The organism is Corynebacterium sp. UBA2622, assembly GCF_002339505.1.
Taxonomy (GTDB): Bacteria; Actinomycetota; Actinomycetes; order Mycobacteriales; family Mycobacteriaceae; genus Corynebacterium.
In genome coordinates this window covers 16,000-39,316 of record NZ_DDJO01000012.1, presented here as the reverse complement: position 1 = coordinate 39,316, position 23,317 = coordinate 16,000, and the positions used below count along the sequence as shown (strand labels likewise).

The 23,317-nt window shown below is 69.0% G+C and carries 22 protein-coding genes; 11 read left to right on the top strand and 11 right to left on the bottom strand.

All coding sequences use genetic code 11. The features are described from left to right. Positions 1 to 35 precede the first annotated feature (35 nt). From B3611_RS04610 to B3611_RS04600, 3 genes are read left to right on the top strand one after another with little or no spacing between them, the layout of a single operon-like run. The gene (locus tag B3611_RS04610) at positions 36 to 758 is read left to right on the top strand and encodes a GntR family transcriptional regulator (protein WP_291313910.1); all 723 of its coding nucleotides are present in this window, start codon (positions 36 to 38) and stop codon (positions 756 to 758) included. 18 nt (positions 759 to 776) lie between these two features. Next, complete coding sequence (locus B3611_RS04605; RefSeq protein ID WP_291313909.1) at positions 777 to 1,835, top strand: septum formation family protein; 1,059 nt, start codon at positions 777 to 779, stop codon at positions 1,833 to 1,835. A 10-nt stretch (positions 1,836 to 1,845) separates the two neighbouring features. Further along, positions 1,846 to 2,193, top strand: coding sequence for a metallopeptidase family protein (locus B3611_RS04600; RefSeq protein WP_291313908.1), 348 nt, complete (start codon positions 1,846 to 1,848; stop codon positions 2,191 to 2,193). A 19-nt stretch (positions 2,194 to 2,212) separates the two neighbouring features. Here the strand turns inward: B3611_RS04600 and B3611_RS04595 are convergent, their stop codons facing one another. Further along, positions 2,213 to 2,818, bottom strand: coding sequence for a histidine phosphatase family protein (locus B3611_RS04595; protein WP_291313907.1), 606 nt, complete (start codon positions 2,816 to 2,818; stop codon positions 2,213 to 2,215). Next, a complete protein-coding gene (gene pheA, locus B3611_RS04590; RefSeq protein ID WP_291313906.1) occupies positions 2,819 to 3,718 on the bottom strand; it encodes a prephenate dehydratase in 900 nt (299 codons plus the stop codon). Between the two features lie 16 nt (positions 3,719 to 3,734). Here pheA and B3611_RS04585 point away from each other — a divergent pair, with 16 nt between their 5' ends. Both B3611_RS04585 and B3611_RS04580 read left to right on the top strand, forming a co-directional pair. Next, the gene (locus B3611_RS04585) at positions 3,735 to 4,448 is read left to right on the top strand and encodes a CPBP family intramembrane glutamic endopeptidase (RefSeq protein WP_291313905.1); all 714 of its coding nucleotides are present in this window, start codon (positions 3,735 to 3,737) and stop codon (positions 4,446 to 4,448) included. Between the two features lie 425 nt (positions 4,449 to 4,873). Then, positions 4,874 to 5,830: an LCP family protein gene (locus B3611_RS04580; protein WP_291313904.1), complete on the top strand. Its 957-nt coding sequence runs from the start codon at positions 4,874 to 4,876 to the stop codon at positions 5,828 to 5,830. A gap of 125 nt (positions 5,831 to 5,955) precedes the next feature. Here the strand turns inward: B3611_RS04580 and B3611_RS04575 are convergent, their stop codons facing one another. The 3 genes from B3611_RS04575 to B3611_RS04565 form a co-directional block, all read right to left on the bottom strand. Continuing rightward, a complete protein-coding gene (locus tag B3611_RS04575; RefSeq protein ID WP_291313903.1) occupies positions 5,956 to 7,536 on the bottom strand; it encodes an alanine/glycine:cation symporter family protein in 1,581 nt (526 codons plus the stop codon). Between the two features lie 140 nt (positions 7,537 to 7,676). Next, entirely contained in the window at positions 7,677 to 8,630 is a 954-nt protein-coding gene (gene hutG, locus B3611_RS04570) for a formimidoylglutamase (protein ID WP_291313902.1), read from the bottom strand. A 9-nt stretch (positions 8,631 to 8,639) separates the two neighbouring features. Continuing rightward, entirely contained in the window at positions 8,640 to 10,064 is a 1,425-nt protein-coding gene (locus B3611_RS04565) for an amino acid permease (protein WP_291313901.1), read from the bottom strand. A gap of 223 nt (positions 10,065 to 10,287) precedes the next feature. On the opposite strand from B3611_RS04565, the gene B3611_RS04560 reads away from it, so the two are divergent. The 6 genes from B3611_RS04560 to B3611_RS04535 all read left to right on the top strand — a co-directional run bounded on the left by B3611_RS04560 (position 10,288) and on the right by B3611_RS04535 (position 16,631). Then, positions 10,288 to 11,031, top strand: coding sequence for an IclR family transcriptional regulator (locus B3611_RS04560; protein WP_291313900.1), 744 nt, complete (start codon positions 10,288 to 10,290; stop codon positions 11,029 to 11,031). Positions 11,032 to 11,155: 124 nt separating this feature from the next. Further along, positions 11,156 to 12,706: a histidine ammonia-lyase gene (gene hutH / locus B3611_RS04555; RefSeq protein WP_291313899.1), complete on the top strand. Its 1,551-nt coding sequence runs from the start codon at positions 11,156 to 11,158 to the stop codon at positions 12,704 to 12,706. A 273-nt stretch (positions 12,707 to 12,979) separates the two neighbouring features. Further along, positions 12,980 to 14,674: a urocanate hydratase gene (locus B3611_RS04550; RefSeq protein WP_291313898.1), complete on the top strand. Its 1,695-nt coding sequence runs from the start codon at positions 12,980 to 12,982 to the stop codon at positions 14,672 to 14,674. Between the two features lie 43 nt (positions 14,675 to 14,717). Next, entirely contained in the window at positions 14,718 to 15,905 is a 1,188-nt protein-coding gene (hutI, locus tag B3611_RS04545) for an imidazolonepropionase (RefSeq protein WP_291313897.1), read from the top strand. Then, positions 15,902 to 16,339: a hypothetical protein gene (locus B3611_RS04540; RefSeq protein WP_291313896.1), complete on the top strand. Its 438-nt coding sequence runs from the start codon at positions 15,902 to 15,904 to the stop codon at positions 16,337 to 16,339. Before hutI ends, B3611_RS04540 begins: the two co-directional genes overlap by 4 nt. Before the next feature lie 73 nt (positions 16,340 to 16,412). Beyond that, positions 16,413 to 16,631: a hypothetical protein gene (locus tag B3611_RS04535; RefSeq protein WP_291313895.1), complete on the top strand. Its 219-nt coding sequence runs from the start codon at positions 16,413 to 16,415 to the stop codon at positions 16,629 to 16,631. 356 nt (positions 16,632 to 16,987) lie between these two features. Here the strand turns inward: B3611_RS04535 and B3611_RS04530 are convergent, their stop codons facing one another. The 6 genes from B3611_RS04530 to B3611_RS04505 form a co-directional block, all read right to left on the bottom strand. Beyond that, positions 16,988 to 18,124, bottom strand: a complete 1,137-nt coding sequence (locus tag B3611_RS04530) for an ABC transporter ATP-binding protein (protein WP_291313894.1) — start codon at positions 18,122 to 18,124, stop codon at positions 16,988 to 16,990. Positions 18,125 to 18,133: 9 nt separating this feature from the next. After that, positions 18,134 to 19,441, bottom strand: coding sequence for an ABC transporter substrate-binding protein (locus tag B3611_RS04525; protein WP_291313893.1), 1,308 nt, complete (start codon positions 19,439 to 19,441; stop codon positions 18,134 to 18,136). A 34-nt stretch (positions 19,442 to 19,475) separates the two neighbouring features. Then, entirely contained in the window at positions 19,476 to 20,441 is a 966-nt protein-coding gene (locus B3611_RS04520; RefSeq protein ID WP_291313892.1) for a carbohydrate ABC transporter permease, read from the bottom strand. Then, positions 20,442 to 21,398, bottom strand: a complete 957-nt coding sequence (locus B3611_RS04515) for a carbohydrate ABC transporter permease (RefSeq protein WP_291313891.1) — start codon at positions 21,396 to 21,398, stop codon at positions 20,442 to 20,444. It lies immediately after the preceding gene. Positions 21,399 to 21,535: 137 nt separating this feature from the next. Then, complete coding sequence (locus B3611_RS04510; protein ID WP_291313890.1) at positions 21,536 to 22,450, bottom strand: DUF5926 family protein; 915 nt, start codon at positions 22,448 to 22,450, stop codon at positions 21,536 to 21,538. Between the two features lie 11 nt (positions 22,451 to 22,461). Next, the gene (locus B3611_RS04505) at positions 22,462 to 23,295 is read right to left on the bottom strand and encodes a glycerophosphodiester phosphodiesterase (protein ID WP_414646297.1); all 834 of its coding nucleotides are present in this window, start codon (positions 23,293 to 23,295) and stop codon (positions 22,462 to 22,464) included. Positions 23,296 to 23,317: the final 22 nt, after the last annotated feature.

Below are 23,317 nucleotides of genomic sequence, written 5' to 3'. Positions count from 1 at the left end.
GGGCTGGTCATAACCACCTCCGGTAGAATGGCACCATGCAGATCTCCGACGGGCCGGTGCCCAAGCACGTCCAGCTCCGCCTCATCCTGGAGCACATGTGCGACGAGGAGCTCACACCCGGCGACCCCATCCCCGGCGAGCGGGCCCTCGAGGACACCTACGGCGTCAGCCGCATCACCGTGCGCCGCGCCATCGGCGACCTCGTGGCCATGGGCAAACTGCGCCGCGTGCGCGGCAAGGGCACCTTCGTCGCGCCCAGCCCGCTGGTCAGCCACCTCCACCTCGCGAGCTTCTCCGACGAGATGAAGGCCCAGCACGTCGAGGCGTCGTCGAAGATCCTCCTCTCCGGCCGCGCCACCCCGCCCGAGAACGTCGCGCGTTTCTTCGGCACCGACCCGCAGGTGGCCCACATCCACCTGCGCCGGCTGCGCCTCGGCGACGGTGAGCCCTACGCCATCGACGACGCCTGGTACAACTGCCGCCTCGTGCCCGACCTGCTCGAAAACGACGTCTACAACTCCGTGTACACGCTCCTCGAGCAGGACTACGAGCTCGGCATCACCGAGGCCGACCAAACCGTCACCGCGGTCGAGGCGAGCGATTCCAACGCCGCGCTTCTCGACGTCCCCGCGGGCACGGCACTCCTTCGCATCCTCCGCTACGCCCGCAGCGGCGAGCACAACGTCGAGCTGTGCTCGTCGGTCTACCGCACCGACCGCTACCGGCTGACCACCCGGGTGGGGCGCTCGGCGGAGTAGGTGAGGCAGAATAGGCCCATGGCATCCTCAACCACCGGCGCCCGCGCCGCGCTCCTCGCCGTGCTGGCGGGCGCGGTCGGTGCAGCCTCCTACGCTGCCGTGTCCGACTCCCCGGCTGTCACGGGCCAGGGCGGCGCAAGCGCCGTCTCCAGCTCCGCCTCGTCGAGCACGGGCGTGCAGCCGGCCGCCCCGTTCACCACGGCGGATGCCGGATCCTGCCTGACGTGGCAGGTGGGCCAGGACGGCGCGATCTCCGGCTTCGAGCAGACCTCCTGCGACAGCGAGCACCGCTTCGAGGTGGCCACCCGCGAGGACCTGGCCACCTTCCCGTCGTCGGAGTTCGGGCCCGATGCCCAGCCGCCGAACCCGACGCGCCAGGCTCAGCTGCGCGAGGAGCTGTGCGGCGCGTCCACCCTGCGCTACCTCGACGGCGTCTATGACCACAACGGGCGCTACTCCATCGCCTCCATCCTCCCGCCCGCCGACGCGTGGGCGCGCGGGGACAGGACGATGCTCTGCGGCCTGCAGGTCACCGACGCCGCGGGGGCACCCACCCTGACCACGGGCAATGCCGCCCACCAGGACCAGGCGCGCGTGCTTCCCACCGGCGAGTGCGCCGCCGTGGACGCCGCGAACTCCGTCAACCCGGTGGACTGCACCGAGCCGCACCAGATGGAGATCACCAAGACGATCAACCTCGCCGAGGTCTTCCCCGACCACACCCCGACCATCGAGGAACAGGACCACCACCTGGGGGACGCGTGCACCGCGGCCGCCCAGGACTACCTCGGCGGGGAGGAGAACCTCTACCAGGTCGCGCTGCAGCCATTCTGGACGGCGCTGCCGGCCGCCGCGTGGGAGGGGGGCTCGCACAGCGTGAACTGCGCCCTCGTGTTCTCGAACGGCGGCAAGTTCGCCACCCTCACCGGCTCCGCCACGGGCGGGCGCGACGCGCTGCGCATCGACGGCAACCCGCCGCCCCCGCGCCCGGAGCGCCGGCCCCTGCGCGACCAGCCGGCGGCCCCGGCGGCCCCTGCAGCGCCGGCTGCTGAGCCGGCCGCGCCCGCAGCCCAGTAAAGCGCCCCCGATGGACCCGGTTGACCAGGAGGAGTTCGAGGGCTACATCAACGATGCCCTCGACGAGATCCCCGAGGACTTCGCCCGCCACATGACCAATCTGGTCGTGCTAGCGCGCGGGGAGAACGAGGACAACCCGGAGCTGCTCGGCCTGTTCGAGGGGGTGCCTCTGCCCGAGCAGCACTCCAACCACGCGGGTTACCTGCCGGACGCCATCTTCGTGTACAAGAACGCTCTCGAAGCCGTGTGCGCCGATGCCGCGGAGCTGCGGGAGGAGGTCCGGGTTACGGTGTTCCACGAGGTGGGCCACTATTTCGGCCTGGAGGAGCACGAGCTGCACCACCTCGGCTGGGGCTGATTCACCCGCTGCCCCGGGGTTATTCCGGCAGCGGGTACTGCGCCCACTTCTCCACGCGCCACGATCCGAACTCCCCCACCGGGTCAAGCACGACGTAGCTGCAGTTCGGCAGGTACGAGGCCTCAGCGAAGCCCGGGTCCACGCGCGCGGCGTTGGCCGCGTAGGCGCGGATCGCCCCGCCGTGGCTGACCACCACCGTGGTCCGGTCCGGGTCGATCCAGGGCTCCAGGCCCTCCCTGTAGCGGGTGAGGAAGGTGTCGAGGGAGTCGCCGCCGTCGATGAGCGATGCCGCGTCACGCCTGTAGAAGCCGCGGAACGCCCCCAGGTACGCCTCGTGGGCTTCGCGGGTGTTCATCATCTCCCACCGCCCGGCGTGGATCTCCTGCAGCCCGGGGACCGCGGGGATGGGCCCGAAGGCGGTGCCGAAGGCCTCCGCGCCGGTCTGGCGGGCGCGCAGCGCCTCGGAGGTGATCACGCGGTCGACGTCGTAGGCCGACAGGATCTCCTCCCCCGCCTCGCGCGCCTGGCGTCGCCCGAGGTCCGTCAGCTCGGCGCCGGGGAGGAGGGTGTCCAGCTTGTGGTCGATGTTGGAGGTGGTCTGGCCGTGGCGCAGGAGGATGAGCATTTAGCGCCCCTCCTTAACGCGCTCGACCCACTGCTGCGCGGCATCGAGTGTGCGCTGGTCCATGCGTGCGGGATCCCCGTGGGCGCGCGGCCAGGAGCCGAGGAAAGTGATCTTCGAGGCCCGCAGGTACACAGCTCTCAGGGCCTCCTCCAGCGGCACGTCCTCTATGTGCGCCACAAAGTCAACGTGGAAGTCGTAGGTGTTGCGCTCCTCCTTGGTGGGGCGCGACTCGATGCGGCTCAGGTCCACCCCCCGGTAAGCGAACTCCTGCAGCGCGCCGACCAGGGTTCCCGGCTCGTTGGGCAGGCGGAAGACGACGGTGGTGCGGTCGTTGCCCGTCCGCGCCGGGGACCGCCCCGTGGGCCCGACCAGCACGAAGCGGGTGCGCGCCGTCTCCAGATCGGCCACGCCGTCGGCGTGCACCTCCAGACCGAAGATCTCCGCGGCGCGGCGCGGCGCGGCGGCCACGTCGGCCTCCCCGTCCGCCACCATGCGGGCTGCGGCCCCGTTCGATGCGGCGGGCACGAACGCGGCACCGGGGATGTGCTCCCCCACCCAGCACTTGACCTGCTCGTAGGCCACCGGGTGGGTGGCCAGGGTGGTGGCGTCGGAAAGCGCGAACCCGGGCCGCGTCATAACGGCGAATGCGATGTCGAGCTCCGTCTCGGCGTAGATCTGCACCCCCGGCGACTCCACGAGGGCGTCGGCGGTGGAGGTCACCGTGCCGTCGACCGAGCTCTCGATGGCGGCCACCGCGTACTCGACCTCCCCGGCGCGCACCGCGTTAAGCGCCGCCGCGGGCGACTCCGCAGGCACCGGCTCGGTGCCCGGCAGCCCGAATTCCCACAGTGCCTGCTCCGTGAACGTCCCGGCCGGGCCCAGGAATGCGATGCGCGTCATGCCTTAAAGTTATCCCATGCCCACCAGCGACCGGCCCCGCCTGCGCGCGGAGATCCTCATCGTCCTGGCCGTGACCTTCGGCACCAGCGGGCTGCGCTCCCTGCTGCGGCTCGTCGACTCGCTGCTCGCCCCCGAGCCCCTCAACACCCAGAGCGTCACGCTTAACGACGCCCAATCCACCCTCTCCTGGCTCGACCTCGCCCTCCAGGCAACCTCCGCCCTCGTCCTCTTCTCCTGGGGCGCCCTCGCGCTCCACCTCCTCGGCCGCCGCCTCCCCCGCCCCGGGTGGGGTGATTGGCTGCGCGGCGCCGGTCTTGCCGCACTGATCGGCATCCCGGGGCTGGCGCTCTACGTGGCCGCGCTGCACTTCGGCTGGAGCAAGGAGGTGGTGGTGGCCACCGAGGCGGCGCGCCTGCCGACGCTCCTGCTCTGGTCCGCCGCCAACGCCTTCGCCGAGGAGACCGTTGTGGTGCTGTGGCTGAGCGACCGGCTGGGCCGCCTGGGGTGGAGGCCCGCCGGGATGATCGCGGCCTCCGCCGTCCTCCGTGGTTCCTACCACCTCTACCAGGGTGTTTCGGCGGGCTTCGGCAACATCGCCATGGGCGTCGTCTTCGCCTGGTACCACCACCGGACCGGGAAAATCTGGCCGCTCATCCTGGCGCACTTCCTCATCGATGCCACGGCCTACCTCGGCTATCAGCTCCTCGACCTCTCCTGGCTCGGTCTTTGAGCGGTGGTTTAGGCTAGTCGCATGCCAAGCACCCCCCACTCGCAGGACCCCCGGGACAACCTGGGGGACTACCTACTGGGCAAAGACGGCAAACCCATCGTCGACCGGTACGGCCGGCCCATTCGCCGCCGGGGCGCGGGTGGCGGCCGCGCGCCGCGCGTGGAGCGGCCAGCGCCGGCCCAGCGGGGGCGGCGCCCCGCGGGGCCCCAGCCCCCGGTGGGAAACATCGGAAGAGCACACGTNNGACGCGATACGAAGCGCCCCGTCAGGAGCCGCGTTACGAGACCCGCTACGAGCCCCGGCGCACCCCCGAGGTTCCGTCGCGCGGCACCGGGGCCGAGCAGCGGCCCGGGCAGCAGCGACCGGCGGTCGAGCGGCCCTCCCAGCGCCGGGTGCCGCAGGAACGCCCGGCAGAACCGGTGCCCATGCGGGTGTCGCGCTCGCGCCAGGCGGGCCCGCCGCAGAAGCCGGCGGCGCCGCGGAGGAGGCGTCGCAAAGCCCCCGGGTGCGCGTCGCTGCTCGCGCTTCTTCTGGCGGTCGTCGTGGCCCTGGTGCTGTTCACCGATGCCCGCCTGACCCGCATCGACGCGCTGCCCGATCAGCGGATCAAGGACACTTCGGGCACGAACTGGCTGCTCGTCGGCTCGGACTCCCGGCAGGGGCTGAGCGAGAAGGACGCGGAGCGCCTCGGCACCGGCGGCGACATCGGCAGCACCCGCACCGACACGATCATGCTGCTCCACCTGCCCCGCACCGGCGAGGCAACGCTGGTGTCCATCCCCCGCGACTCCTACGTGGAGATCCCGGGTTACGGCACCGACAAGATCAACGCTGCGTTCTCCTACGGCGGGCCGAAGCTGCTGGCGCAGACGGTCGAGAAGTCAACGGGGTTGCGGGTGGACCGCTACGCGGAGATCGGCATGGGCGGCCTCGCCGGGGTCGTCGACGCCGTGGGCGGCGTGGACGTCTGCGTCAGCGAACCCATCGACGACCCCCTCGCGCACATCAACGTGCAACCGGGGTGCCAGAAGATGGACGGCCCCACCGGCCTGGGTTACGTGCGCACGCGCGCGACGGCCCAGGGCGACCTCGACCGCGTGCAGCGCCAGCGCGACTTCCTCGGCTCCCTCGTGCACAAGGCCACCTCGCCCGCGGTGCTGGCCAACCCGTTCCGCGCCATCCCGCTGGTGCTCGCCCTGCCGAAGATGTTCACCGTGAACACCAGCGACCACGTGTGGAACCTCGCGCGCATCGCCCTCGCCATGCGCGGCGGCCTGAAGACGGAGACCATCCCCCTGGGTGGCTTCGAGGACACCGAGGTGGGCAACGTCCTTCTCTGGGACGACAACGCGGCCGAGGCCCTATTCTCCTCGCTGCGCTAACCGCTTTCCCGCGCCCCGGGTACCACCCGGGGCACACAAAACCGCCCCTCCCCGCAGCCTTCCGGCCGGGGTGGGGCAGTTTCCGGTTGTGTTTCTGGCCCTGTTTCCGGTCCCGACCCGGCGGGTTACACGTCCGCGACTGTGGAACCGGAACCCGAACCGGAGGTCCGGGCAGCACCGGCGGGCACCTCACCCGGCCAGGTGCCGTCGGCGACCATGGCCGCCTTGCGCTCCTGCCAGAAGTCCGCGTTGCGGATGTCCAGGGCGTCCGGGTCGAACTGCGGGTCCAACCCGGCCTTCTTCTGGCGGCGGTAGTCCCACAGGCACTTCAGGGCGGGGCGCTGCAGGACGAGGATCGCGATGATGTTGAGCCACGCGGTCGTGCCCACGCCGATGTCACCGAGGGCCCAGGCGCTGCCCGGGGTGCTGGTCGCGCCAACGAAGACGGAGATGACGATCAGGACGCGCAGCAGCCAGATGAGCGCCCGGCGGGCGGTGACGTTGTGGATCCAGCGGTTGAGGTAGGCGAAGTTCACCTCAGCCATGTAGTAGTACGCCAGCACCGTGGTGAAGGCGAAGAACATGATCGCCAGGGCGACGAAGGAGGGGCCGATGCCCGAGGCGAAGGAGTCGAGGCCCTGCTGGACGAAGCCCGGTCCGACGGCGACGCCGTCGGGAAGCGAGCCCTGGTAGCGCACCGCGCCGTCCTCGCTCTGACCCTCGAAGACCTTGTACATGTCGGTGGAGATGATGATGAACGCAGTCGCCGAGCACACGAAGAGCGTGTCGACGTACACCGCGAACGCCTGGACGAAGCCCTGTTTCGCCGGGTGGGAGACCTCGGCGGCGGCGGCCGACTGCGGGCCGGTGCCCTGCCCGGCCTCGTTGGAGTAGATGCCGCGTTTGACGCCCCACATGATGGCCGCGCCGAGCATGCCGGAGAACGCCGCCTCCTTGTCGAAGGCGGAGCGGAAGATCAGGCCGAAGACCTCGGGGATCTGCGACGCGTTGGCGAAGAGCACGAGGATGGCCACCACGATGTAGATCACGGCCATGACCGGGACCACGAGGGAGGCGAAGGTGGCGATGCGCTTCACGCCGCCGATGATGATCACGGCCAAGAGCAGCGCCATGCCCAGGGCGGAGGCCCAGGTGGGCACGGACCAGGCGTTGTCCAGGGCCGCGGCCACGCCGTTGGCCTGGATGCCCGGGAGGAAGTAGGAGGTGGCCAGCAGCATGGAGATGGCGAAGACGATGGCGTAGACCAGCGCGAAGGAGCGGGCGCCGGTGTGGCGGTAGGCCTTTTCGATGTAGTACGCCGGGCCGCCGCGGTACTCACCGGTGTCGCGGTCCTTCTCCTTGTAGATCTGAGCCAGGGTGCACTCGATGAAGGAGGTGGAGGAGCCGAGCAGGGCAACGGCCCACATCCAGAACACGGCGCCCGGACCGCCGAAGGCGATGGCCGTGGCCACTCCGGCGATGTTGCCCACGCCGACGCGGCCGGCGAGCGAGATCATCAGGGACTGGAACGAGGAGATTCCCGAGTCGGACTTCTCTCCCTGCGCGATCTGCTTCATCATGTCGGGGATGCAGCGGATCTGCAGGAACACGGTGACGATGGAGAAGTAAGCGCCCGCGCCGAGGCACAGGTACACCAGCCAGTTCGACCAGACGAGGTCGTTGACGGTTGAGATGATCCCTTCCAAGGGTCCTCCTTAGGGCGTGGGAAAAGTTGGGCGACCAAATGAGATCCACCTCAGAATATGCAGTCACTCGAGTGATTTCCCCGTTTTGGGGAAATTGCTGTAATCTGCGTCACCACTCCCGCCCGGCCCGGGCCCGGGATTCAGCCCGTACACACCGCCGCGACGTGGGCATCGACGATCTCGTGGATCAGCCGGGCGGCGGCTTTCGCGGTGCGGCCATCCACGTCGAAATCGGGGTTGAGCTCCACGACGTCCACGAGTGCCACCCGCCCCGTCGCCGCCACGGCGGCGACCATGGCGCGCAGGTTCTCCATGGAGACCCCGAATCCCGCGGGGGCCGACACGCCCGGTGCGACGGCGGCCGGCAGGACGTCGAGGTCGATGCTCAGGTGGATGGGCTTGTCCCCCTCCACGGCGGCCACCGCCGCTGCCGCCGCTTCCCGGGGGGCCAGCCCGGCGAGATCCGTGTCCAGCACGGTGCGCACGCCGAGCGCGCGGGCGGTGTCGAAGAGCACCGCGGTGTTGTTGGGGCGGGAAATCCCGAACACCGAATAGTCAAACTCCCCGCCGACCAGCTCGGCGATCTGCCGGAAGGGCGTGCCGGAGGTCGGCCGGTCAGCCTCCCGGAGATCGAAGTGCGCGTCGAAGTTAATCACGTGCATCGGGCCGAGCGCCTCGTAGGCCCCGCGGTGGGAGGCGAACGACGTCTCGTGACCGCCGCCGAGGACGACCGTGACGTTGCCGGTCTCCGCCAGGGCGCGCACCCGGTCGCTGAGCTCGCGCTGGCTCTGCTCGAGGTCGCTGCCCTGCGTGGTCACCGTCCCGGCGTCGACGAGCGGGTAGTCGTGGTGCACCGCCAACCCGCCCAGGGCGGAGCGCAGGGCCGCCGGCCCCTTCGCGGCCCCCTGCCGGCCACCGTTGCGCTCCACGCCCTCGTCGCTGGCGAAGCCGAGCACGGCCGCGGCATCACGGACCCCGCGGGCGGCAGGGGCGCCGATCACGCTGTGCCAGCGGGCGTGCTCCGGCCCGGGGCCGTCGTCGCGCCCGGACCAGGGCGCGGGAGGGGTGTAGAGATCTCCGGTAACCGTGTTCATGAGCTCACCCTACCCGGCGAAACCGCCCGGCACGGGCTCGTCGACACCCTCCACGCGGTGGCGGCCGGTGGCGTAGTACATCGCCACGCAGGCGACGCTGAAGACAACCCCGACGACGAGGGCGACGCGGAACTCGGCCTGCCAGGCCATGATGCCGAAGGTGAACAGGATGAAGGCCACGGCGAAGTACTGGCCCCAGGGCCACAAGGGCACCCGGTAGGTCAGCGAGCTCTCCTCTGCGGGGGTCATGTGGCGTCGCGAAGCGATGTGCGCCAGGAGGATCATGAGCCAGACGAAGATGGTGGCGAAGGTGGCCAATGAGGCGATGATCTCGAAGACGGACTCGGGGATCAGGGCGTTGAGGACGACACCGACGGCCATGACCGCGAGGAGGGCCACGGTGGTCATGACGGGCACGCCGCGGACCGTCCTCGCCATCGCGGCCGGGGCGAGGTTCTGCTTCGCCAGGCCGGTGAGCACGCGGCCGGCGCCGAAGGTGTCGGCGTTGATGGCGGACAGCGCCGCGGTGATGACCACGACGTTGAGCAGCGCCGCGGCCCAGTGCACTCCGAGGGCGGAGAAAATCTGCACGAAGGGGGATTCATCGCCGGTGATGGAGCGCCACGGGTTGATCATCAGGATGACCACGATGGCCAGGACGTAGAACAACAGGATGCGCGCCGGGACGGTGTTGATTGCCTTCGGAATCGCGCGCGAGGGGTCCTCCGCCTCGCTGCCCGCCACACCGATGATCTCGGTTCCGCCGAAGGCGAAGAGCACGAGGATGAACGAGGACACGAGCCCGCCGAGGCCGTGCGGGAAGAATCCGCCGTCGTTGACCAGGTTCTGCGGGCCGGAGGTCTCCGCGGTGGACAGGCCGAAGACGAGCACGGCCGCGCCGGCGACGATCATCGCCACCACCGCACCGATCTTGATGATGGTGAACCAGAACTCCAGCTCGCCGAACACCTTGGTGGAAGCCAGGTTGGCCGCGCCGACGATGAGCAGCGCCGCGAGGATCCACACCCACCTCGAGACCCCGGGGAACCAGAACCCCATGTAGATGCCTATGGCCGTGAGGTCCGCCAGCGCCACGATGACCATCTCGAAGGCGAACATCCAGCCCGTGAGGTACCCGGATGCCCCTCCCAGGTGCGCGCGGGTGTACTCGGCGAAGGAACCCGTGACGGGGTGGCGCACCGCCATCTCACCGAGCGCACGGAGCATGAAGTAGACCACCGCGCCCGCCAGCAGGTAGACGAGGATCACGGACGGGCCCGCCGCCTGGATGGCTCCGGCGGAACCGTAGAAGAGGCCCGTCCCGATGGCGGAGCCCAACGCGATGAAGTTCAGGTGGCGGGCGGAAAACCCTCCGCTGCGTGCTGCGGGCGCGTCCGGGGTGCTTTTCCCGGGCGTGGTGTGGACGGTGCTCATTGCGGCTCCTTGCGGGTGCTCTCTGTGGTGCGGCGCCACGGCGGGGCGGGCAGCCGGCACCCGGCCGGGCCGCACCTCGGGGGAGGCCCACGCCACATTCCGTGGCGCGATGTGTCCCGCGTGGCACCCGATTAGTCTCGCATGCGGGCCTTCTGGAACGGTAAAGACGGTCCGGCCCGGCAGGCCCGGCGCCGACCCACGCGCCCGTCAAGGAGGAGGAAGAGTGAACAAACCGCAGGTCCCCGCCGCGCACAACGTCCTGCGCGTGCTCACCCTGCTCTCGAACACGGACGCGCCCATCTCCGCCGCCCGCATCCAGCGCGAGCTGGACCTGCCCCGCTCCACCACCTACCACCTGCTGCGCGAGCTCGAGGATTCCGGCTTCGTGGTCCACCTGCCCGACCCGGGAACCTACGGACTGGGCCTGGCCGCCTACCGGATGGCCTCGTCGTACACCACGCAGCAGCCGCTCGTGCGGCTCGCCGCGCGCGACCTGCAGCGCATCGCCACCTCTGTCGGAGGCTCCGCGCACCTGTCCCGCCTGGCCGGGTCCGAGATCGTCTACCTCCACGAGGCCCGCGCCCCGCGCGCCGTCTCGCTGGTCACGGAGGTCGGGGTGCGCCTGCCCGCCCTGTCCACCGCCTCGGGGCGCATCATGGTGGCGCACCTGCCCGATTCCGGGATGCGCGCCGTGTTCTCCTCCTCCGGCGAGCACGGCAGCTACCGCTCGGGGCGCGCCCGCTTGGCGACGGCCCGGCAACGCGGCTGGGACGACGAGTCCGAGGAGGTGTCCCGCGGCCAGGAGACCCTCGCCGTGGCGCTCCTGGACCACCTCGACCGCCCCGCCGCCGCCCTGGCTGCCACATTCGCCCTCGGTTCCCTCGACGCGGCGGCCCGGGCCGACCTGCTCACCCAGCTCACGGCGTGCTCCCGCCGCCTGGCGGACAGGTTCTTCGGATCCCGCTAGCGTCTTTGCCCGGCGCGACGCTAGAGTTGTGCGCGTCGCGTCCGGCTGTCGCGCGTTGAACCTGCTTTCCGCATGCCCGAAACGGGCGTGCGGTGCCCGTTGATTTCCCGAAAGAAGGACAGCCATGACCGTTTACCCCGCCACCGTTTCCGTGGGCGTCGGCCCCCTCTCCATCGACGAGGTCGTCGCCGTCGCGCGCCACGGTGCCCGCGTCGAGATCGAGCGGGCCGCCCTCGAGGGCATCGCCGCCACCCGCGCCCGCGTCGACGAGCTCGCCAACGATCCGACCCCCGTCTACGGCATCTCCACCGGCTTCGGTGCGCTCGCGCGCCGCCACATTCCCGAGGACATGCGCGCCCAGCTGCAGCTTTCCCTGGTCCGCTCGCACGCCGCGGGTTCGGGCCCGGAGGTCGAGGATGAGGTCATCCGCTCGCTCATGCTGTTGCGCCTGTCGACGCTGTGCACCGGCCGCACCGGGGTCCGCCCCGTCGTGGCCCAGACATACGCCGACGTGCTCAACGCCGGCATCACCCCGGTCGTGCGCGAGTACGGCTCCCTCGGCTGTTCCGGCGACCTCGCGCCCCTCGCCCACTGCGCCCTCGCCCTGCTGGGCGAGGGGGAGGTCCGTGTCAAGGGCGGGGATGTCCTCCCCTCGGCCGAGGCGCTCGTGGCCGCGGGCATCGAGCCTCTCGCCCTGCGGGAGAAGGAGGGCCTGGCGCTGATCAACGGCACCGACGGCATGCTCGGCCAGCTCTGCCTGGCCATCACGGATCTGCGCGAGGCCGCTAAGGTCGCCGACATCGCCACCGCCATGACGGTGGAGGGGCTCACCGGCACCCTGACCGTCTTCGCGGACGACCTGCAGCAGCTGCGCCCGCACCCGGGGCAGGCGGACGCGGCCGCGAACATCCGCGCGATCGCCGCGGGTTCGGAGATCCTCGCCGCCGCCGCGGAGGAGTTCAAGGAGAAGCAGGTGCAGGACGCCTACTCCGTCCGCTGCGCCCCGCAGGTCGCGGGCGGGTTCCGCGACACCCTCGCCCACGCCGAGGCGGTGGCCAACCGCGAGCTCGCCTCCGCCGTGGACAACCCGGTGGTGGCCCTCGACGGGCGCGTGGCGTCGAACGGCAACTTCCACGGCGCCCCGGTGGCGTACGTGCTGGACTTCCTCGCCATTGTGGTTGCGGACCTGGCGTCGATGAGCGAACGGCGCACCGACCGCTTCCTCGACCCCGCCCGCAACCGCGGCCTCAACGCCTTCCTCGCGGACGACCCGGGCGTGGATTCCGGGCACATGATCGCCCAGTACACCCAGGCGGGCATCGTCAACGAGCTGAAGCGCAACGCGAACCCGGCATCCGCGGATTCCATCCCCTCCTCCGCCATGCAGGAGGACCACGTCTCCCTCGGCTGGTCCGCCGCCCGCAAGCTGCGCCGCAGCGTGGACGGCCTGCAGCGCGTCCTGGCCATCGAGATCCTCACCGCGGCGCGCGCCATCGACATGCGCGAGCTCGCGGCCGCGCCCGGCACGCAGGCTGTCATCGACGTCCTGCGCACCGTCGTCCAAGGGCCGGGGCGCGACCGCTTCCTCTCCCCCGAGATCGAGCACTCCGTGCAGCTGGTGAAGGACAACGCGTACGTTGCCGCCGTGGAGGAGAAGGTGGGCGACCTGGTGTAGGCCACCCGGCCCCCGCGGCCGTCCCGCGCACCCCCGGGTGGGTGTCTCGAATCCGAGACACCCACCCGGGGTTTCGCCTTCCCGCCCCCTGTGTCCGCCGTTACCATCGGCCGCAGGCCACCAAGATCGTCACAACGCAATCGCCGCACCCCAGCGCACGGCCCGCGCGCTCGGCGGGGACAGCCCCGGGAAACCGGCCCGCCGGGCGGCACCGGCCAACGCGCACGGGGCGGGCGGGTTGCGCGGGGGCGTCGACAAGGAAGGGAAACCATCATGACGGAGAAGAACTGGGCGGAGGGGGCCCGCGAGGTGCACGCACCGCGCGGTACCGAGATCACCGCGAAGTCCTGGCAGACCGAGGCGCCCCTGCGCATGCTGCAGAACAACCTCGACCCGGAGGTCGCCGAGCGCCCCGACGAGCTCGTCGTCTACGGCGGCACCGGCCGCGCCGCGCGCAGCTGGGAGGCCTTCGACGCCATCATCGCCACCCTGAAGGACCTCGAATCCGACGAGACCCTGCTTGTGCAGTCGGGCAAGCCCGTCGGCGTGTGGAAGACCAACGAGTGGGCTCCGCGCGTGCTCATCGCCAACTCCAACCTGGTCGGAGACTGGGCCAACTGGGAGCACTTCCGCAAGCTCGAGGACGAGGGCCTGATGATGTACGGCCAGATGACGGCCGGATCCTGGATCTACATCGCCACCCAGGGCATCCTCCAGGGCACCTTCGAGACCTTCTACGCCGTGGCCAGGAAGCGCTTCAACGGCACCCTCGCCGGAACCCTCACCCTTACGGGCGGCTGCGGCGGCATGGGCGGGGCCCAGCCACTGTCGGTCACCCTCAACGGGGGCGCCTGCCTCATCGTCGATGTGGACGAGACGCGGCTGAGGCGTCGCCAAGCGAAGCGTTACCTCGACGAGGTGACCACCGACCTCGACGAGGCCATCCGCCTCGTCACCGAGGCGAAGGAGCAGCAGAAGGCCCTTTCCGTGGGCTACGTGGGCAACGCGGCCGAGGTGTTCCCGGAGATGCTGCGCCGCCACCGCGCCGGCGAGCTGACCGTGGACATCGTCACCGACCAGACCTCCGCGCACGACCCGCTGAGCTACCTCCCCTCCGAGATCACGCTCGAGGAGTGGCACACCGAGGCGGCTGCGGACCCGGTGACCTTCACCAAGAAGGCGCGCGAGTCCATGGCCGCGCAGGTCCAGGCGATGGTCGAGTTCCAGGACGAGGGTGCGGAGGTCTTCGACTACGGCAACTCCATCCGCGACGAGGCCCGCAAGGCCGGTTACACCCGGGCGTTCGAGTTCCCCGGTTTCGTCCCCGCCTACATCCGCCCCCTGTTCTGCGAGGGCCTCGGGCCCTTCCGCTGGGTGGTGCTCTCCGGCGACCCGGAGGACATCCGGGTCACGGACCAGGCCATCAAGGAGGCCTTCCCCGACAACGAGCACCTGCACCAGTGGCTCGACGCCGCCGAGGAGTACGTGGAGTTCGAGGGCCTGCCTGCGCGCATCTGCTGGCTCGGGTACGGCGAGCGCGCCAAAGCCGGGGTGATCTTCAACGACCTGGTCAAGGAGGGCAAGATCAAGGCGCCGATCGTCATCGGCCGCGACCACCTCGACTCCGGCTCCGTCGCCTCGCCCTACCGCGAGACCGAATCCATGCTCGACGGCACGGACGCGGTCGCCGACTGGCCGCTGCTCAACGCCATGACGGCGGTCTCGGGCGGCGCGACCTGGGTGTCCATCCACCACGGCGGCGGAGTGGGCATGGGCCGGTCCATCCACACCGGCCAGGTCACCGTCGCCGACGGCTCCGAGCTCGCCGAGGCCAAGCTGCGCGCCGTGCTCACCAACGACCCCGGCATGGGTGTCATCCGCCACGTCGACGCCGGTTACTCCCGCGCCTACGAGGTCGCGCAGGAACGCGGCATTCGCATCCCGATGGAGTTCAAGGCCCGCGACTAGAGCCCGCTTCACGACGTCCCGCCACCGCGCCAGAAAGGACCTCATGTCCACCCTTTTCACCGGCATCTCCGAGCTCCGCACCGTGTCGGAGCTCGGCACGATCAAGGACGCCGCCCTCCTCGCCCGCGACGGCGTGATCGAGTGGGTTGGCCCCGCCTCCGACGCCCCCGCAACCGGGGACGCCGAGGTGGTCGACCTCGGCGGGCGCGCCGTCCTGCCCGGTTGGGTGGATTCCCACACCCACATGGTCTTCGACGGAAACCGAGCCGATGAGTTCGAGGCGCGCATGGCGGGCGGCTCCTACGCCGCCGGCGGCATCGCGGTAACGATGGAGGCGACGCGCGCCGCGGGTGCCGAGCGCCTGCACCGGCTCGTCGCCCAGCGCGTCCGGGCCGGCCACGCGGGCGGCACCACCACCTTCGAGACAAAGACGGGTTACGGGCTCAGCGTCGAGTCCGAGGCGGAAGCGGCGCGGGTGGCCGCGCAACACGTCGACGACGTGACCTTCCTCGGCGCGCACCTCGTCCCGCCGGGTCGCGATGCCGAAGAATACGTCGCCGAGGTCGTCGGGCCGATGCTCGACGCAGTGAAGGACCACGTGCAGTGGATCGACGTGTTCTGCGAGCGGGGCGCCTTCACCGAGGAACAGTCGCGCCGTGTGCTCGAGGCGGGCCGCGAGGCAGGCCTGGGAGTGCGTGTGCACGGCAACCAGCTCGGAGAGGGCCCGGGCGTGCGCCTCGCCGTGGAGATGGGCGCGGCGAGCGTCGATCACGTCAACTACCTCTCAGATGAGGACGTCGAGCTGCTTGCCGGGTCGGACACCGTCGCGACCCTCCTGCCCGCCTGCGACCTTTCCACGCGGGAGGATCTGGCGCCGGGCCGCAGGCTTCTCGACGCCGGCGCCACCGTCGCTATCGCCTCCAACCTCAACCCCGGCACCTCCTTCACCAGCTCGATGAACTTCTGCGTCACCACCGCCGTGCTGCAGCAGCGCCTCACGCTTGACGAGGCCATCCGCGCCGCCACGAGCGGTGGCGCCCAAGCCCTGCGCCGCCACGACGTCGGCGGGGGCAAGGATCCCCAGGGGCGCCCCGCGAAGGGAACGCTCGTTCCGGGGGCCGCCGCGGACCTGCACGTTCTTGACACCAGCAACGCCATCGACCTCGCCTACCGCCCCGGCATGCCCCTCACCCGGCAGACGTGGGTGGCGGGGCAGAAGGTGTGGGGGTGAGCCCGGTTGCACCCCGTAGTCTCCGGCCTTCCCTTTCTGAGGGCGTTGTGAAAATTGTCAGGGATAATGACCCTGGGGGGGAATACGTGAATAAGGTGGAGAGAGTGACGGTGACGACGTTGTGGAAACTGATTGTTGCCCTCTCGGTCGGAGTGGCGACGTTTTCCGCGTGTGCGTCGATCACGCTTCCGGAGCACCACTTTTTCTTTCTTAGCCTGACACTCGCATCTGTCTTCGTCTCAGTTTTTGCCGTAATCAAGGGCAATCTTTTTGGAAATGAAAGCTCGGGGGCCAGTGGACTACTAACCGGGGTGTCGGTTCTTCTCATCGCCGGGTTCATAATCGCAGACGTCCGGGGAGTCCTCTGGTGCCTTTTTGCAGGGTTAGTGGCTTTCGTCGGAACCCTTGCCCCACTGTTCGGGGAAAGGAAATGACGTGAAGATCGCCGTTCAACTTCATCCGTCGCACATAGCGTGGCCCTTCCACAAGGTTTTCACGGTCCCTTATATGAAAGTCGACGATAAGGTCACCCACACGAAGTGGGGCGCGACAAACACGATCGATCTAGGGGAGGGTGACACGCTTTCCGCCGGGTTCTCCTACTGGTTCAATCTCGATCAAAGGCTCGCCGAGTCCCGGTTTGCTGTTCCTCGAGGAGGCGCGGCACGCATCACGGGGCGGCTCGGACCGTTCAACTCCTCGCCTTTCCATTTCCGGGCGGAGTAGGGTTGCCATCCGCACCGAAATGACCGGCCAAATACAGAGATCACACGGGAGCTGGCAGCTTCACCCACTACAGCATCCTCAAGGCAGTGCTCCCCATCAACGTTAGCGTCCCGCTCGTGCTGACGGCCGGAATGAGGGGTTGAAACCGCATGTTCCATCGACGCGGTCGCCCCGGTCGTTGACACGCGACTGTCTCCGGCGGGGTATCAGTGGCGCCTGCACCGGAAAAGGACGGAGCAATCCGCCCATCCACTCCTTCAGCTGCCCTGCCCGCCCCTTCCGGGGGCAAGGATGCTCCAACACGCCTCCTACGGGACTGCCGCCGCAGGCGCGGCCCGTTTCCGACGGTGCCCGTACTACAGGTAGTCGTAGTTGATCTCCGTCTCCGGCTCGAAGAAAAGAACTCCCCCAGCCTCCGGCTGGAGGTGCACGGTGTCGCCCTGTTCGACGGTTGCCCCGTGGGGTACCTTGACCGCGATGCGGCCCCCGCGCAGCGACACCCCGGCACCCAGCCCGTCATCCTCGCCGCAGGTGCCGTAGGCGTACTGCTCCGCGCCCAGGTGCTCCACGATTGCGATGTGCACGGGCAGCGCGTCCCCGCCGGCGGGGGTGCCCACGGAGACTATGCGCCAGTTCTCCGGGCGCACGCCGGCAATGACGCGCTCCCCCGCCACCTTCGCCGCGATTTCCCGCGGCATATGGAAGTCCAGCGCGCCTTGCGCACCCGCGAGGGCGCGGCCGTCGTGGACGGGGATGCCGTCGATAAGCGTGATGGCGGGCGAGCCGATGAAACCTGCGACGAAGGTGTTTCCGGGGTTGCCGTACAGGACCCGCGGGGTGTCCACCTGCTGGACGATGCCGTCCTTGAGAACGCACACCCGGTCGCCCATGGTCATCGCCTCCGTCTGGTCGTGGGTGACGTAGACGGTGGTGGTGCGCAGGTCGCGCTGCAGCTGGAGGATCTGCGCGCGGGTGGACACGCGGAGCTTCGCGTCCAGGTTGCTCAGCGGCTCGTCCATGAGGAACACCTTCGGCTGGCGCACGATCGCGCGGCCCATGGCGACGCGCTGGCGCTGCCCTCCCGACATGGCGGCCGGCTTCTTGTCCAGCAGGTCCTCGAGCTCGAGCATGCGTGCGGCGAAAGCCACCCGCTCCTCGATGACCGCCTTGTCCGTCTTCGCGTTCTGGAGTGCGAACGCCATGTTCTGCCGTGCCGTCATGTTCGGGTAGAGGGCGTAGGACTGGAACACCATGGCCACGTCTCGGTCCCGCGCCCGCGTCCCGGTGATGTCGGCCCGGTCGATGAGGATCTGCCCCTCGTCGACGGGTTCGAGGCCGGCCAGCATGCGCAGCGTCGTGGATTTGCCGCACCCCGAGGGACCGACGAGGACGAGAAATTCCCCGTCCTCGATGTCGAGGCAGATGCGGTTTACGGCGGGGGGCCGGGTCGGGTCGAAGATCCGGGAGGCCTGGCGGAATTCAACGGAAGCCATGGTGTGCCTTTACAGTTTCGGTTCGATGTCGCGCTTGATTGCGTCTTCGGTTTCCTTCTGCAGGTCGGTGAAGACCGTCTTCACGTCCTCCTTGCCCACGGTGATCCGGTCCAGGGCGGCACCGATCCGCTTGCCGCCGCCGGGCACGAACACGCGCGCGTAGTCCTGCGGCTTGGTGTTCTCATTGAGCTGCTTGATCGCGGTTTCCGCGTTCGGGTTCTTGTCCAGGAAGGCGCGCTCGTCCGGGTTCTCCAGGGCGTCCTTGCGCACCGGCATGTACCCGGTCTTCTGGGAGAAGGTGATTGTGTTTTCCGTGTTGGTCATGAAGTCGATGAACTTCACCGCGTTCTCCTTGCGCTTGTCGGAAATGCCGCTCGGAACCGCGAGGCCCGCGCCGCCCGTTGCGGCCGAGGGGCCGGGCCCGGGGAGGTAGGTGGTGGCAAACGGGATGGTGGCTGACTTGGTCAGGCCGCCGAGGGCGCCCGTGGATTCGAGCAGGGAGGACGCGTTGCCGTTGCCGAAGGCCACCGTCGGATCGGTGGCGATCTGGATGTGGCCCTTGTTCACCTGCTCCTGGAGGAACTCACCGGCCTTGATGGTCTCCGCGGAGGTGAACTTCGGGGTCCACTCTTCCGAGTAGCTACCGCCCTGGGCCCAGTTCATGCCCTCGAAGTACCAGTCGAGGTAGTGGGACCCGTCCGGAACCACCAGCGCCGGGTGGCCGGTCTTTTCCACCAGTTTGCCGGCCCACTCGTCGAACTCCCCCCACGTCTTGGGGCCGCGGTCCGTCGGAAGCCCCGCGGCGGCGAGATCGTTGGTGTTCCAGTACATGAGGTTGGTGGAGCGGGAGTACGGGACACCGTAGTGTTTGTCCTTGTACTTGTAGTCGTCCTTCAGCGTGTCCACGTAGCTGGAGGAATCAATGTTGTACTTGTCCCACAGTTCGTCGAGCGGGGTGGTGGCGTCGTTGAGGGCGAAGTTGAACCAGGTCACGTCGGAGGCCACGATGACGTCCGGCAGGTCCCCTCCCGCCAGGGCGGCGTTGAACTTCTGGGCGAGCTCCTCGTAGTTCGCGCCGGCGTCGACAAGCTCGACCTTGAGGTCGGGGTTCTTCTCCTGGAACTTGTTGATCAGTTCCACCTCGATGTCGCGCGATGAGCCGGGGTGGTTGGACCAGAACTTGATGGTGTTCTCGTTGGCCTTGTCGTCCTTCGTGGGGGCCGGGGTGCCCCCGCCCGCGCAGGCGGAGAGGGCGGCGGCGGTGGTGAAGGCCGCGGCCCCCAGGGCGAGGGCGCGGGTGAATCGGTTCAGAGACATGCGTGTTGCTCCTTGTGGAAGTGGGATAAGTGGGTCAGCCTTTGACCGCGCCGGCGGTCAGGCCCTTGATCATGGGTTTCTGCAGGATCAGGAAGATCAGCAGCATGGGTAGGGTGGTGAGGACCGTTCCGGCCATCACCGGTGCCCAGTTGGTCAGCCCCTCGGCGTCCTGCAGCCGCGTCAGCCCCACCGGCAGGGTCGCCGCCTGCGGGGTGTCCGTGATGAGGAACGGCCAGAGATATTCGTTCCATTCGTTGACCACCGTGATGAGCACGAACGCGGAAAGCGTCGGCCACGACATGGGCAGGACAACGCGGAACAGGGTGGTCAGGAACCCCGCCCCGTCCATGCGCGCCGCCTCCATGATCTCCGTGGGCAGGGATTGGAAGTGGTTGCGCATGAGGAAGGCCCCGAACGCGACACCCGCCAGCGGGACGATGACACCCGCGTAGGTGTCGCGCCAGCCCAGCGACGCCGTGAGGGCGTAATTGGAGATGATGGTGATCTGGTTGGGCACCATCAGGGCGGCCACGACCACCAGGAAGAGCAGGTTCCTGCCCGGGAAGCGGAGAAACGCGAAGGCGTAGGCGGACAGGACTCCGAGCACCACCTTCACCACGGTGAGGATGAGTGTGATGATGACAGAGTTGCGCAGGTAGCTGCTGAAGCTCGAGGTCTGCCAGACGTACGAGTAGTTGCCGGGGACCAGCGGTTTCGGCCAGAAGGTGATCGGATCGGAGTACACGTCCTGGTAGGTCTTGAACGAGGTGATCACGATGAAGTACAGGGGCACGAGAATCACCAGGACCGTGAGGGCGAGTGCGAGATAGCCGATCACCTTCACCGCCGCGGAGGGCCCGCCCGCGGCGGATCCCGGCGCAGTGCGCCGGGGAGGGGCGGGCTCCCCGGCGGGCTGATGCCCGGGCACCGGCGGCAGGGCCCGGGTCCCCGGTGTCGTGCCGTCCATCGGGGCGCCGCCCGGTACGCGCGTGGAAGCCATTTACTTGTCCAGCCTTTCCTGCAGCTTGAGCTGGGCCACGGTGAGCACGAGCACCACCAGGAACATGATGGTGGCCACCGCGGCACCGTAACCGGCCCGGTTGTTCACGAAGGTCTCCTGGTAGACCTGGAAAACCATGGTGGAGGTGCCGTAACCGAAGGGGCCTCCCCCCGTCATGGCGTTGATCATGTCGAAGACGTGGAAGGAGTTGAGCAGCACCGTGATGAGGAGGAAGAACGTGGTGCCGCGGAGCTGCGGGAGAACCACCCGGAAGAAGTGGCGCGCGGCGGGGGTGCCGTCGATCTCCGAGGCCTCGTCGAGGTCAGCCCGCCGGCTCTGCAGGGCAGCGAGGTAGATGACGAAGACGTAACCGACGTTCTTCCAGATGTAGGTGACGGTGAGCATGAACAACGCCCAGTTCTTGTCCTGGTAGAAGTTCGGGGAGGGGATGCCCGCCAAACCGAGGAAGTACTGGATCAACCCGTAATTGGGGTCGAAGACGAACTGGAAGGCCACGCCGATGGCCGCCCCGGCGATGACGTAGGGGGCGAAAGTGATGGAGCGGACCGCCGCCCGCCCGGCAAGCTTCTGGTCGAGCAGGAGGGCGAGGGCGAGCCCGATGATCATCGAACCCGCCACCGCGCACACCGTGAACACCACGGTGTTGAAGACCACCCGGGCAGTGTCGGGGGCGTGGAACCACTGCACGTAGTTGTCCCACCCGACAAAGGTCATGCGCGGTGAGGAGATGTTCCAGTTGTAGAAGGAGATACGGATGTTGTCCACCAGCGGGCGGTAGGTGAACAGGACAAGCAGAAGTAGGTTGGGCCCGATCAACAGGGCCGCCAGCCCAATCTCACGCCAGTTGAGGCGCGCCCGGCGCCGCCTTCCGCCCCCATCCCTGGGTGGTTCCGGCACCGCATTGACCGCCGGAATCGCAGGATGCAAAGAGCTCATGGGGGCAAAACTTATGGCCCACGGGTGAATACGCGGTAACCCCGGTGCTGCGGCCCGGCGAACAGGTGGCTAAGAACGGGTGACCCGGTGACAACCGGGCAAACGGGGGGTTACAAACCGGTTCTGAACCGGGGTATCTACAGCGTCACCTGGCGCGACTTGATGTTGTCGAGCTGGCGGCGCTCCTCTGCACTAAGCGGGGCATCGCTGCCGTATTCCGCCTCGATGCGCCCGTTGAGCGTGGTGAGGGCCTCCGCGTAGGACTGCGCCTCCACCGAGGGATCGAGGTCCCACACCGGAACCACCACACCGTGGGTGCGGAACGCGCCGGCGAACTTGGTGCCCTCGCCGAGGTGCAGGTCGCCGGCGGCCGCCACCCGTGCGAGGGCGGCGAGCACCCGGTCCTCGTCCTCCTCCGGGCGCACCCAGCGGATGTGCGCCTTGCCACCGCCGGGATTGACCCACCACGCCGAGCCCGGGACACCCGCCCGCACGCGCGTGGAGGGAATCACCGCGTCGTTGGCGCGGGCGAGCGCCTGTCGCACCTCGGCCGGGATCTGGGCACCCTCCGGGAACCACCAGGCGAAGTCCTGGTGCTCCGTGATGTCGGGGGTGGCGGCGGCGTCGATAAGCTCCCGCAGCTCCGGCTGGGTTCCGTCCGCGACGGTGGACTGGAGCGACTCTCCCGGGGCGGCGTTGACCACCCAGTTCAGGGCATAGGCGAGGTCGCGCCCCGGGTTCTGCGAGTGGGCGGCCACCTGCAGGGCGACGAAGCGCTCCCCGCCCTCGGCCTCGCCGCGCACGAGCGCGGCCCCGGCTCCCGGCAGAACTGTGACCACGTTGACGGGCACACCCCCGACCTCGAACGCGGCGACGGCCGAGGGGACGAACTCCTGCAGCGCGATGAGATCCGCCTCGGCGGCGAGGCCCCCGAAGGGGCGGGGGTCCTTCTGCAGCGCCTCACGCTCGGCGGCGCGGGCGGCGAGCTTCGCCTGGCGGCGGCTCATTCCCTCGGGGAGATTGTCCTGCTTTGTGCGGTTCTTCTTGGCCATGGGGCCACATGTTACGCGCCGGGTGCCGCCCCCAGCGGGCTTCCGGCGAAAGTCTCCAGGGCAAGGTGCGGCATGTCCGTGGCCATGACATCGACACCGTTGTCGCGGCACCACAGCATGTCCTTCGGCAGGTTCACCGTCCAGGTGTACGTCTTCAGGCCGCGGAACCCGAGCAGCTCCCGGCGCGCCTGGAGGTGGCTGATCGCCGGGCCGACACCGTAGGGGCGCGAGAGCATCCGGTTTTTCCGGTTCCACTTCTTCTCGCGGAGCCGAAAGAGGTAGAAGGTTTCCAGCTCGGGGGCGAACTCCGTGAAGTAGCGCATCGCCCGGTGGGAGAACGAGATTAGGTGGACGCGCTCCGACTCCCGCAGACCCGCGTAGGCGAGCATGCGCAGCGTCTGCTCATCGATTTCCGGTCCGTAGCGGGTGGGGTGCTTCGTCTCGATGTAGATGTGCTTGTCCGGGTGGTCCTGCATGAGCTCCAGCAGCTCCTCCAGCAGCATGATTCGCTGCGGGTTCTCCTTCGTGCCTACATTCAGCTCGCGCAGGTCCCGGAAGTCGGTGGCGGAGACCCGTCCGCGGCCGTCGGAGGTGCGGCCCAGCACCGCGTCGTGGAAGACCACGACCCGCCCGTCGCGGCTCAGACGGACATCGCACTCGATGCCGTGGATGTCCATGTTCAGCGCCGCGTCGAAGGCCTGGAAGGTCAGCTCCGGGTACAACCCCGCCGCGCCGCGGTGCGCGACGATCTTCGTCCGCCCCCGGTCAGCAGTGTCACCTCCACCCAAGTTGCCGCTGTTGCCACCGTTGCCGTTATCGCCGTTGCCGCCCAGCAGTGTCGTCACGTGTGCCTAACCTACAACCACT